The sequence below is a fragment of the Bacillus sp. JZ105 genome (assembly GCF_053903125.1).
On record NZ_CP096387.1, the window covers coordinates 323,307 to 335,948 of the forward strand.

At 41.8% G+C, this 12,642-nt stretch carries 10 protein-coding genes and 2 pseudogenes; 9 read left to right on the forward strand and 3 right to left on the reverse strand.

Going from position 1 to position 12,642, the window contains the following annotated elements; all coding sequences use genetic code 11:
* Positions 1-156: 156 nt before the first annotated feature.
* Positions 157-671, forward strand: a pseudogene (locus M1D81_RS01740) (transposase); the annotation flags it as partial.
* 114 nt (positions 672-785) lie between these two features.
* On the opposite strand, the gene M1D81_RS01745 reads toward M1D81_RS01740, so the two are convergent.
* Positions 786-1,109, reverse strand: a complete 324-nt coding sequence (locus M1D81_RS01745) for a hypothetical protein (protein WP_456265820.1) — start codon at positions 1,107-1,109, stop codon at positions 786-788.
* Positions 1,110-1,364 carry a hypothetical protein gene (locus tag M1D81_RS01750; protein WP_456265819.1) on the reverse strand — a complete coding sequence of 85 codons (255 nt, stop codon included), beginning with the start codon at positions 1,362-1,364 and terminating at the stop codon, positions 1,110-1,112.
* A gap of 1,233 nt (positions 1,365-2,597) precedes the next feature.
* On the opposite strand from M1D81_RS01750, the gene M1D81_RS01755 reads away from it, so the two are divergent.
* Positions 2,598-3,710 (forward strand): Rap family tetratricopeptide repeat protein, encoded by a 1,113-nt coding sequence (locus M1D81_RS01755; RefSeq protein WP_041106640.1) that lies wholly within the window; start codon positions 2,598-2,600, stop codon positions 3,708-3,710.
* A 305-nt stretch (positions 3,711-4,015) separates the two neighbouring features.
* Here the strand turns inward: M1D81_RS01755 and M1D81_RS01760 are convergent.
* Positions 4,016-4,222: pseudogene (locus tag M1D81_RS01760) on the reverse strand (sporulation protein); the annotation flags it as partial.
* A gap of 335 nt (positions 4,223-4,557) precedes the next feature.
* Between M1D81_RS01760 and M1D81_RS01765 the strand changes: the two are divergent.
* The 7 genes from M1D81_RS01765 (at position 4,558) to M1D81_RS01795 (ending at position 12,516) form a co-directional block, all read left to right on the forward strand.
* Entirely contained in the window at positions 4,558-5,415 is an 858-nt protein-coding gene (locus tag M1D81_RS01765; RefSeq protein WP_456265818.1) for a citryl-CoA lyase, read from the forward strand.
* Positions 5,412-6,845, forward strand: coding sequence for an aldehyde dehydrogenase family protein (locus M1D81_RS01770; RefSeq protein WP_456265817.1), 1,434 nt, complete (start codon positions 5,412-5,414; stop codon positions 6,843-6,845). The genes M1D81_RS01765 and M1D81_RS01770 overlap by 4 nt, the downstream gene beginning before the upstream one ends.
* An 8-nt stretch (positions 6,846-6,853) precedes the next feature.
* Positions 6,854-7,627 (forward strand): type I 3-dehydroquinate dehydratase, encoded by a 774-nt coding sequence (gene aroD, locus M1D81_RS01775; protein WP_456265816.1) that lies wholly within the window; start codon positions 6,854-6,856, stop codon positions 7,625-7,627.
* 38 nt (positions 7,628-7,665) lie between these two features.
* Positions 7,666-9,426 carry a thiamine pyrophosphate-binding protein gene (locus M1D81_RS01780; RefSeq protein WP_456265815.1) on the forward strand — a complete coding sequence of 587 codons (1,761 nt, stop codon included), beginning with the start codon at positions 7,666-7,668 and terminating at the stop codon, positions 9,424-9,426.
* A 23-nt stretch (positions 9,427-9,449) separates the two neighbouring features.
* The gene (locus tag M1D81_RS01785) at positions 9,450-9,830 is read left to right on the forward strand and encodes a cupin domain-containing protein (RefSeq protein WP_024424330.1); all 381 of its coding nucleotides are present in this window, start codon (positions 9,450-9,452) and stop codon (positions 9,828-9,830) included.
* 124 nt (positions 9,831-9,954) lie between these two features.
* Positions 9,955-11,157 carry a CaiB/BaiF CoA transferase family protein gene (locus M1D81_RS01790; RefSeq protein WP_456265814.1) on the forward strand — a complete coding sequence of 401 codons (1,203 nt, stop codon included), beginning with the start codon at positions 9,955-9,957 and terminating at the stop codon, positions 11,155-11,157.
* Between the two features lie 45 nt (positions 11,158-11,202).
* Positions 11,203-12,516, forward strand: coding sequence for an MFS transporter (locus M1D81_RS01795; protein ID WP_456265813.1), 1,314 nt, complete (start codon positions 11,203-11,205; stop codon positions 12,514-12,516).
* Positions 12,517-12,642 lie beyond the last annotated feature (126 nt).

The following is a 12,642-nucleotide window of genomic DNA, read 5'->3' on the forward strand; positions in this document are numbered from 1 at the left end:
TCGAAGAGGATCACCTGCTTCGTAAAATTGATCAGAACATTGATTTTTCATTATCATAGACAAAGTCAAACCTTATTATAGTGAGAATAAAGGTCGTCCTTCTCTTGATCAAACTTATTTTGTTTAAAATGATATTTATCGCATACCTGTACGGTATCCGTTCCGTATCTTGATCGATTGGATCACCAAATCACCTGATTTGATTTTCAAGTAGAAGCGGTTCCCTTGATTCTGGTTATTTGACAACATCAATCTGTAAAGGATTTATCCGATCGCCGCATTTTTGGTGTCATCGCACATAGACGCTTTCATCGAACAAGAGGAAATTCCAGTATCATTTTGAACATGATCATTACATATGCCCAAATGGTGAAAAGCTATTATATACGACAACTGTCCGAAAAGGTTATAGGTACTATAAATCAGACCCTAAAAAATGCGTTTCTTGTCCTTTCCTTGAAAGTTGTACAAGATCGAAAAATCATCAAAAAGTGAACTCAAGACATGTATGGGAGGAACAAAAAGAAAAGGTTAGACAAAATCGTCTGTCTATCTCTGGAAAAAAGTTATATAAAAAGAGAAAAGAAAAAATAGAGCGAAGCTTTGTAGATTCAAAATAACTGCATGGGCTTCGCTACTGTTGGTTGAGAGGAAAACAGAATGTGAGTGAGTAAGTTCTTCTCACAGCTGCGTGCCAGAACATGAAAAAGATTGCCACAGACCTAGCCTAGCTTGGCTAGGTCTGTGGGAGGCCTTTTTTATTTATTGTTGCTTAACAGTAATTTTTAAGGTATTTTTACAGTATATGCTAAATCAACAAACGTAATTTTTACGCCTACATCAACTTTCTTATATTTGTTTTTAACTGCCCATGCAACAGCACCAGAGGTTCCAGCAGTAATAGCCGCAGCGGCTCCAGCACCCCATGGTCCAGCAGCAGCAATTCGACTTGTGTACCAACCGATATATCCGGCTGCAAATCCACCTGCTACTATGGCATTCATGCTTCTAACTTTCGGTCCTAATTTGAGGTGTAAACCTACAAAACCTAATGTCTGCATGTCACCTTTTTTCTCATTCTCTTCAAAGCTAAATTCTTCTGATTTCATTCAAGTCATTAGTAGACTGTCGTGTTCTGAAATTCCCATTTCCATAAGGGTTTCTTTATCAGCTGTAAAATGAATATTTCCATCCTTATCTAATTCGAAGTAATTAGATAGTTTCTCTGCTAATTCCAATTGATTTTTATCTACACTGACTGGAGGGGTCTCATTATTACCTTGACTGGCATGACTAATCATTGGAGAAGAGAAACCAAATGTAATAGTAAGTACACATAACACTACTAGAAATTTTTTAAACATACGTACCACTCCTATTTATTTTTGGGGTAACGCATACATGATATTTCCTTCTATTGGGGTGGAATATTTAGAGGTTAAGGAGAGTAATAAAATGTATTTATTCTTATTCACTTTGATTTATTGTGTAATCACTCAGATGTTGAGTTTTTCCTTTGAGATGTCTTTTGGTGTGTACTTGATAGGGTTAGCTTTAATCAAAGGACTTTCCAGTGGGGAAATTAGAGACATCTTTAATTTCAAAAAGACAAGGGACGTGTTCAAAGAAAACACATTTATAGATTCTTTGATGGAATTGTTTTCTTTGGTAATAGTGTTTATTAATGCATACATAATTGATTATGAACCATTCTCTCCTTTTGAATTTGTTTATACTTTTTTCTTGCTTGTAGTTCTGTACAGGTTCCTATTTTGGGGGATCATAAGAGAGTCTAAAAAATGGTTGCATAAAGAGTCATAAGAGACATGGGCTTATAAAAATCACTCACTTTCTTTGATATATTCAAATGCTACCATTTATTTCTTTATAATTGGTAATATGGTGGAAATTTTATTTTTCAGTTGCGGTGTCCGCAATTAAGGTTCTTTTAATTGGGAGGAGAAATTTCGAATAGAGAAGAATTAGATTGTCAATTATCGCTAATGAACAGGCTGGAGAGCTTGTTTTTTTGTTTCTTAATATTATGTTTTTGTTGAAAAAATTCCATTTTGCTTGCGGTGTCCGCAAGCATTTTTTTATTTTCCAGTGCTTCATTTTGACGGATTTTTTTTGTGATAAAATCCAGTCACTGAAGAGGTGAATCATGTGAAGGTAGAAGTAGGAATAAACCTGTTTGAGATAGGATTACTCATTCTAGGTGTTTCAGTTTTGTTTTTAATCAAAGCTAATGAGGAACGAAAACGAAAAAGAAAGAGCTAGGCTGCTTCTTGAAAGGCGCTTGACGGAAATCAATAGATTTTAACACTCACATAGAGGTTTACTTAAAAATTTCAGTTGAGATCGCTCAGATTTGATTCTAATCGCTTTTTTTGTTTAGGTATTAAAAGTAGGGGTGGTGTGTCAAAAACGCTTATAAGGGCTTTAAATGTGTTTTTTCGTTTTGGCTACTGAAATCAGTTTTAAAATCTGTTTGCGGTATACCGAAAATTTTCAAAATTGGAATGAAAATGGGTTTTGGGCGTATTTCATGTGCTAGGATTTAACATAAAACGGCAAAAATTGAGGGGGATGAATAAATGGCAGCTGTATCTTCAGCGAAAATCGGTCAGAAGATTAATGAATGGTATCAGAATATCAAGAGGCTGAATGTAACAGATGCGGAAATGCTTCGGAGTGAGATCAGAAGGGATTTAGATATCATGGAGGAAGATGAGCAAGCTGTTCTTTATTTTCAGCTTATGGAATTCCGCCACGAACAAATGCTTGAATACATGAATCTAGGAGCTCGGAAATTAAACAAAGCGGAGTACCTGCGATCAGTTGAAGGGCAAGGGCGGAAGCTTACTGGAATCCTGGAATACTATTTTAATTTTTTTAAAGGGATGTATGAGTTTTCGCAAGGTGATTACATTACTGCGATTACTTTTTATCGACAGGCAGAAAAACGGTTGGATCGAGTGGCGGATGAAGTTGAAAGAGCAGAGTTTTACTTCAAGATGGCAGAGATTTTCTATCACATGAAGCAAACTCAAATGTCTATGTATTACATCATGCTAGCCCTTGATACATATAAGGCGCACCCGACTTATCTTGTCCGAGAAATTCAGTCTCGTTTTGTTGTTTCAGGAAATTATATTGATCTTAACAGTTCTGAAAAATCTCTCCCGCATTTAGACAAAGCATTAGAAAAATCACATGCGATTAAGGATGAATTAATGATTGGTATAAGTTTGATGAACTTGGGTCACTGTTATTCTAGTTTGGAAAAATATCAGTTGGCATTAGATCATTTGGAGGAAGCTGAAATTTATTTGAAACGTCATTCTCACATACGAGCAATCCTTTATCAGCAGGCTCTGATCCATTTTAAATTGGGTAACGATGAATTGGCCAAGGAATATTTGCAGCGTGGCATAGATTATCTAAAATCAAACCCTGATCAATTATTCGAATCTTTGTACGATTTTCTTGTAAACCTATATATAAAGCCACTTAATCTTGATGATCTCAAGGATATTTTGAAACGATTTGATAACATTAGGGGTTATCCATATTTAGAAGAACTGGCATTAGAGTCCGCAGAATTTTATACTAAATGTGAGCGTATGGAGGAATCTGTATATTTGTATCAGCAAATGGTGTACGCTCAAAAACAAATTCGAAGGGGCGACTGTTTGTATGAACATTAGAAAAAGCTTTGTTTTAGCTGGTCTTGCGATCATGATGTTGGTTGGTGGTTCATATCTGAATCATACCGAGACTGCTATGGAGTTGGCTATTCGATTAGGTACATGAAAAATGGCAGACCTTTTGGGTCTGTCTATTTGGAAATTCTTCTGGAACAACGCCAATGCACTAACAGACACTCAGAAAAAATCCCTTCCAATTGGATAGGGATTTTTTGAATAAGCTGCGATCTAATTCAAAGTTGCATAACCCTAATCAACAACAAACAGTACGGCCCCGCACCTCGATTGTCTGAAGGAGATATTTATTCTATATCGGCTCCTGCAACGCCTTCTTCACACATAGCCATAGGGAATTCATCTCGATCATATCCCCTTTTTGTTGGTATGTTTTTCAATGATTTTTCTCTATTTTTATCGGCACCTTCTTTATCAATCGTGCAGACGGCAGAAGCGCCCTTTTTTATAGCATTTTTTATGTGTCGTGCTGTTTCTGGATACTTATCAGTCGGAAACTTCAATTTCACATCATACTGAGACCTCTCCAGAAGATGGAGAGGTCTTTTTATGTCGAATTTCAAGTGGGTTTGACAAAATAACCAAAAATTCATTAAATTAGTAGAACGATCTACTTAAGTCCATTTAACTAAATATCGTTTTTTTTGAACAAAAATAGCAAATATAATTAGTTCGATTCACTTAATTTCGTTTCTATTGACAGTATTTTCAGAAAAAATAATTGACGAACGAAAAGAATGCGCTTACAATGAAATCACATTCCGAAAAGTGAAATTAGATTCCACTGGATGGAATAAAGGGGTGGTTCACCCCCAAATAAGAAGCTAAAGGAATGATTGACGCAATGAAAAATCGAAGTGCACTGGAAATTTACAAAGAGGGAGGCGCTTGGTGGGAGACGGAGATTAGTCATATTCAAAAAAATTCAATTGAACTACGAGGGTATCCGATTGAAGAACTGATTGGTGAATTGTCGTATCCACAAATGCTCTATTTACTGCTTGTTGGTGAATTATTGGATGATTCAAAAGCAGCTCTTTTTGAAAGTGTTCTTGTCGCAGGTGCGGACCATGGACCAAGAGCGCCATCTATTGCAGCAGCTAGAATGGCGGTGACTTGCGGCATTTCGTTTAATTCCTCTGTGGCAACAGGGATGAATCTATTAGGTGATATTCATGGTGGAGCCGGAGAGAAGGCCATGCGTATGTTATACGAGGCCAAAGCGATCTATGATGATCAAAAGGATGTACAGTCTGCGGCAAAGCAAGTGTGCCAAACATGGTTAACCCGTAAGGAAAAAATCCCGGGAATCGGGCATCAGCTTCATGATGATGATCCGAGGGTGAGACGTCTATATGAGCTGAGTCACACATATGTCCAGCAAGGTCTTATCAGCGGGGTATATTTACGGTTAGCCGAAGCGATTAGACATGAGCTTGAACAACTGAAAGGGAAGAAAATCACGATGAATATAGATGGTGTATCTGCTGCCATCCAATGTGAATTAAACATTCCAGCAGAAGCAGCAAAAGGCATTTTTTCCTTATCCAGAGGAATGGGCATCGTGGCGCATGCATATGAGGAGCTGACAAAAGGAGCCCTCGTGAAAGGACCTTGTCCGAATGAAGAAAGATTGGTTCGTTATGCAGGACATGGAACGCGGCACTTGAAGGAGGGAGAAAAAATTTGAGTGATTTAAAAGCGTTGTCATATATAAACGGCGAGTGGCTGGATACCGGTCGTGTGAAAACAGATATCATCAATCCTTACTCAGGAGAAAGGATCGGAACATCCTATCTCGCCTCATCAAAAGACATAGAACAGGCACTTTCTAGTGCGCAGCATGCTAAAAAACAAATAGCGGGAATATCGGCAATCGAACGCTCAAAGCTTCTAACAAAAGCAGCCGCCTTGCTTGAAGAACAAAAAGACCATTTTGCAAAATTGATTTCGCTAGAATTAGGCAAACCGCTTAAAAATACAAGAGATGAAGTCTCGCGGTCAATCGAGACGCTGGCTCAGTCGGCGGAAGAAGCGAATCGATTAATAGGTGAGACCATTCCTGGCAATGTATCATCGCGCGGACAGGGAGCAATGGCCATGACATTTAAAGTACCAGTCGGAGTTGTGCTGGCGATTACCCCTTTTAATGCACCGCTCAACTTAATTTGTCACAAAGTCGGTCCGGCCTTTGCAGGAGGGAATGTCATCATTTTGAAGCCCGCACCGCAAACATCAGCTGTTGCCACAGCGTTTGTCGAACTCCTTCTCGAAGCAGGATTTCCTGAGGCTGGTTTGCAGCTTGTGATTGGCGGGGTCGACGCCGGGAAACAGTTAGTCACTGATGAAAGAACGAATCTCATCTCTTTTACCGGCGGGGCTGCCGGAGGCGAACACATTACAACCTCTGCGGGATTAAAAAAGGTACTGCTCGAACTCGGAGGGAATGGCGCGACGATTGTTCATCACGATGCAGATATTGAACAAGCCGCATCCATGTGTGCCAAAACAGGCTTTAGTAATTCCGGTCAAAGCTGTATTTCTGTTCAAAGAATTTATGTCCACCAGGAAATAATGCCGTCGTTTACTGAGGTATTAAAACAAAAAGTAAAGCAGCTAGTTGTTGGAGATCCGCTGTCCAGTGAGAGTGATATCGGCTGTATGGTCGATGTACAGGCCGCGCAGCGTGTTGAGGCATGGATACAAGAGGCAGAGAGCCTGGGTGCCCAGCTTTTATGCGGGGGGAAAAGAAATGGAGCGAGCATCACACCGGCTATTTTGCTAAACCCTTCGAAACAGGCCAAGGTCGTCTGTGAGGAAGTGTTCGGCCCAGTTGTCAGCATTCTCCCTTATGAGGAGCTGGAGGAGGCAATTAAAGAAGCAAATGATAGTCGATATGGCTTGCAGGCAGGGATCTTTACAAATCAGCTGGATGTGGCATTACACGCAGCAAAAGAGCTTGAAACTGGCGGGGTTGTCATCAATGGGACATCGAATTTTAGACTGGATCATTGGCCTTATGGCGGGATTAAACGAAGTGGCCTTGGAAGAGAAGGTCCGCGTTTCGCCATCGAGGAGATGACCGAAACCAAAATGGTCGTGCTTCCAAATGGTCTGTGAAAGGGCGTATGGATGTGAATGCATTTCAGCAAAAGGTAAAAAGTGTGCAGACAGGCGGTCAGCCAATGATTTGTACGCCGCTCATCGGACACACAAAGGAAGAATTATTTCATGAAGTCGAGGTGTTAACTGAGAAGAAGCCTGATGTGATAGAGTGGCGGGCGGATTTTTTTCATCACCTTCATGACAAGGATCAAGTGATAGGAACCCTTAAGGGAATGGTAGAAAAGGCAAAGGGCATCCCATTTTTATTCACCATTCGTTCTGAAAAGGAGGGAGGCGAAAGGATATCACTCTCAGAATCTGAGAAAGTTTCTTTGCTTGCCGAGCTTTGTTCCACAAAGCTTGTGGACGCCGTTGATTATGAATTGATGCATGATGTGACACATATACAGCAAGTCAGTCAGGCAGCTAAAAGGCATGGTGTTACCTTGATTGTGTCGTATCACAATTTCGATCGCACCCCTGAGGTGGATCGTCTCGTGCAGCTATTCGTCAATGCAGAATCAGTCGGCGCCGACATCGCAAAGATCGCAGTGATGCCGCATTCTTATGACGATGCATTAACACTGCTCTCGGCGACCAGCCATGCGAAAAAGCAGCTGTCAATTCCCGTTATTTCGATGGCAATGGCGGAATACGGGGCTTTTACAAGAATGATTGGCGGACTTTTTGGTTCTGTGATGACCTTTGCTGTAGGGAAAGAAAGCTCAGCTCCCGGGCAAGTGGCGATACAGGATTTGAACAATGTTCTATCTATTGTGTTTTCAAAGAATAAGTGAGTAGCAGATTCATAGCTGCACCGTGAGAGGAGAGAAACATGAAGAAGAATATTTCTACACAGGTTATTCAGTACTTAGAAAATCGGGGAGTCGAGCATATTTTCGGTCTCTGTGGTCATACGAATATTGCCTTTTTATCAGCACTTGAAAAAAGCTCGATTCAATTTGTAAATGTCAGGCATGAACAGATAGCGGCACATGCAGCTGATGGTTATGCGCGGGCAAAGAAACAGACGGCTGTCGTTCTCAGTCATCTAGGACCTGGACTCACCAATGCGGCAACAGGGGTAGCGAATGCAGCACTTGATTCCATTCCAATGGTTGTCATTGCAGGAGATGTCCCAAGTCATTATTACGGAAAGCACCCACATCAAGAGATCAATCTTCATTCCGATGCCTCTCAATACGAAATTTATCGGCCGTTTGTGAAAAGAGCATGGCGAGTTGATATTCCAGAATTATTTCCAGAGATTTTATCAAAAGCATTTCAGTTAGCTGAAAGCGGCCGTCCTGGCCCGGTGCTTATTTCTGTTCCAATGGATGTGTTCTCAAAAGACCTAGATGTGTCCCTGTTTGAACAAATCAACCATCATACACACACCATTGAAAAACCTTCTATTGATGATCAAACGGCCAATCGGATATTAGATCGATTGCTGCAGGCAGAAAAACCGCTCTTATATGTAGGAGGAGGCATTTTATTAGCTGATGCAGCTGAGGAATTAAAGGCATTTTCTGACCATCTAAGTATCCCTGTTGCCCATTCTTTGATGGGGAAAGGAGCCATGCCGGATGATCACCCAATGACCCTTGGAATGACAGGGTTTTGGGGGACAAAATTTATCAATGATCAGTGCAAAGAAGCGGATTATATATTGGCTTTAGGCACCCGTTTTGCTGAAGCTGATGCGAGCTCGTGGGAATCAGATTATACGTTCCGCTTTCCAACAACCAAGCTCATCCATATTGACATTGACCCGAATGAAATTGGACGTAACTATCCTGTTGAAATTGGAGCAGTAGCCGATCTTAAGCAAGCCTTGACTGTACTCAATCGAGTGGCGAGAGAAAGACTGCCAAAAGGGCTGAATCGTCCTGAATTGAAAAAGGAAATTGCGGCATATCGTCAGGATTTTCAGGCTAGCAATCTGACGAATATTCAAGATGAATCTTTCCCAATGAAGCCGCAGCGTATTTTGCAGGAAGTGCGGGAAGTATTGCCGCCAGATGCCTTTATTACAACGGATGTTGGCTGGAACAAAAATGGGGTCGGACAGCAATTTCCTGTGTTGACGCCAGGAACCATTTTAACGCCAGGCGGCTTTGCAACGATGGGATTTGGAGCACCTGCCGCACTTGGGGCAAAGATTGCCCAGCCTGACCGTGTTGTTGTGTCACTCGTTGGGGACGGCGGCTTCGGTCAAAATCCATCCGTTCTCGCAACAGCCGTTGAAGAAAACATTCCTGTTGTGTGGATTGTGATGAATAACAGTGCGTTTGGCACAATAGCCGGCTTGCAAATGGCACACTATGAAACGACGTACGGTACTGTTTTCCGAAAAGATGGAGAAAGCTATTCACCGGATTTTGCTGCCATTGCGAGAGGTTATGGAATGAAGGGGATGAAAATCACCTCTGCTTCTGAATTCAAAGAAGCTTTAGCTGATGCCATTGCTTCTCAGGAGCCTTGCGTTATTGATGTCGCAATGAAAAATGATCCTGTTCCTACGGATGGACATTGGAACATTAATGATATTTATTCACCAAATTCAAAGCGCTCACATGTCAGCGTGAATTAAACAGAACGAGGGAGGAATTAACAATGAAAATTAAAGTATTGAATCCGTTTCAAGATGGGAACCCATTATGGTTAGGCTTAGATCGTCCAGAGGAGCAAATGGTTCGAAAGGTATTTCAAACCATTACACCGGATACAGTTGGATCAGAGCATATGATGGCGGGTCTCACCATTTTTGAACCAGGGGAAGCAAGTTCAGTGCACAATCACCCGGGTTCAGAAGAATTTGATTTTGTGATTAAAGGATCTGGCGAAGTCATTTGTGATGGAGAAAGGCAGTCCTTTAAACAAAATGATTTTATGTTCATTCCTGACGGTGTCCCGCACCAGCATGTCAATACAGGAGATGAACCTTTATGGCTCATTTGGCTCTACACACCGCAAGGGCAGCTTCCGAAGGATTAAAAAACTGCACCGGTAAGCCCTCCTTTTGAATCATCAGGGTCTTCCGGGGCAATCAGAAAGATGAAAAGGGCTAAAATAGAAATGATTTTAGCCCTTCATCACTTGAATGAAAGGGAGTCAAGCAATGAATATGAATACACCGCTCGAAGGAATAAAAATATTAGACGTCTCTACGATGATTGCTGCACCCTATGGCGCGGTGCTTCTAGGGGATTTTGGAGCAGAGGTCATCAAAGTCGAGATTCCTGGCAAAGGCGATACGCTGCGGCATGTCGGCCCTTTTGCAGATGGGGAACCACTTAGATGGTCTGGTCTCTCACGGAATAAGAAATCCCTTACACTGGATCTGCACAAAGACGAAGCAAAAGACATTTTTAAAAAGCTTGCGGGTCAGGTCGATGTGCTGATTGAAAATTTCCGCCCTGGCACCCTCGAAAAATGGGGCGTTGGGTACGATGTGTTAAAAGAAATCAACCCTCGTTTAATTATGATTCGTGTATCGGGTTATGGTCAAACGGGCCCGTTTAAGGACAAAGCCGGATTTGGAACACCAGCGACGGCGTTTAGCGGCTTTACATATATTCAAGGGTTTCCAGACCGGCATCCAGTCAGCCCTTCCTTTTCTCTCACTGATTATATTGCTGGCATCTATGTGGCGTTTGCTACTGTGACAGCGATGTATTACAGGGATACACATCCAGAAGGAACTGGGCAAATGGTGGATTTGGCCCTCTACGAATCTGTGTTTCGTATGTTAGAGTTTTTGGTTGCAGAATATGACAAGCTTGGAAAAGTGCGTGAGCGTTCACCGGGGCTAAGTGGACATTCAAGCCCTGCCGGTACCTATGAGACAAAGGATGGGCATTATTTGGTTCTGGTGACGAGTACAGATTCGACCTTCAATCGATTGGCAGAAGCGATGAATCGATTAGATTTACTAGAGAATGAAAAATTCGCGGTCAATGCCTCCAGGCTGAAGCATAACAAAGAAATGGATGCGATCGTCTCTGAATGGATCGCGTCGAAAACAAGGGATGACGTATTAGAAATTTTAGATACACATGGTGTTCCTGTGAGCCCAATCTTAAGTATTCGGGATATTTTTGAGCATCCGCAATTTAAAGCACGAGAGAATATCGTCGAGGTGCATCACCCTCGTCTTGGAAAAGTGAAGGTGCCTGGGATCATTCCAAAGTTTGAAAAAACACCTGGAAGTATCCGTCACATTGCACCTGATTTAGGCGAACATAATTATGAAATTTTAACAAATATGCTTGGCTTAACAGAAGAAGAGTGTAAGCAGTTAGAAGAAAACGGGGTAATTTAATACGCTCAACCGAACCGCACGCTGCGGAAACAAAGGAGGATGGTTATGAAAGTGCATTCAGAACTGAAGGGGAATGAATTGCAGCCCGCATATGTGAAACCAACGAAAGCCCGTTTTGGCATATTGATTCTGTTGTTTTTTATTACCGCTATTAATTATATTGATCGAGCCAGTGTGTCCATTGTTGCTCCTGCGATTCAATCTTCATTGCAATTAAATCCAGCCTTATTAGGCCTGATTTTTTCAGCATTTAGCTGGACATATACAGCGATGCAAATCCCAGGCGGTTTTATTCTCGATAAATTTGGCTCAAAGGTAACGTATGGAATATCACTCGTTACTTGGTCTATTTTCACAGGCTTACAGGCGTTTGCGAACAGCTTTGCCTTTTTATTCGGCTGCCGTTTGTTTATTGGGATTACGGAATCTCCCGCTTTTCCTGCAAATAACCGTATTGTTACCACATGGTTTCCAAGGCGGGAACGGGCTTTTGCAACAGGTGTTTATACTGCTGGAGAGTATGTTGGTCTTGCATTTGCGACACCTCTTCTATTTTGGATCATGACGACTTTCGATTGGAGAACCGTCTTTATTACGGCAGGTGCGCTCGGTATCATATTTGCTTTCTTTTGGTACAAGTATTATCACGAACCGAAGGAGCATCCGAAGATAAATGAAGATGAGTTAGAATTAATCCGGCAAGGCGATGGGCTGACAGTCGCATCACAGGAGAAGCTGAAATGGGCAGACTTTGCCGCCCTTCTAAAATATCGTAAATTGATCGGGCTTTATATTGGCCAATTCTCTGTTGCGTCTACCCTTTTTTTCTTTTTAACATGGTTTCCGACCTATTTGGCAGAGGCGAAAAATATGGCGTTTCTCAAGGTAGGTTTTGCTGCGTCTCTTCCTTATATTGCTGCATTCTTTGGGGTCTTGTTTGGAGGTTATGTATCTGATTGGCTGCTTAAAAAGGGCGTATCAGTGAATGTAGCGAGAAAGCTGCCAGTAGTGGTTGGCTTGCTGATGACGAGTACCATTGTTTTAGCAAACTTTACAACAAATATCCCGCTTGTGCTGACCATTTTATCCATCGCTTCATTTGCGCAAGGATTGTCTAATATCTCTTGGACGATGCTGTCTGAGGTGGCACCGCGGGAAATGGTTGGGCTGGCTGGCGGCGTATTTAACTTTTTTGCTAATTTAGCTGGGATCATCACTCCGCTGATTATCGGACTTATCGTGTCGGCGACAGGCTCTTACAATGGAGGGATTTTATTCGTCAGTTTAGTCGCCTTAATCGGGGCATTGTCGTACATTTTTATTGTAGGTAAAATTGAACGAATTCAATTAAAACCATAGCGGGAAAGCAAAAGAGAACTCAAGGATGAGTTCTCTTCAGCGTGTAGACAAACCCTCGCATTCTTTGTCAGTTCTGCGCTTCGGTGCTCACGAATGTCAAATTCGCTCCGCTCCGATGCTCGTCCT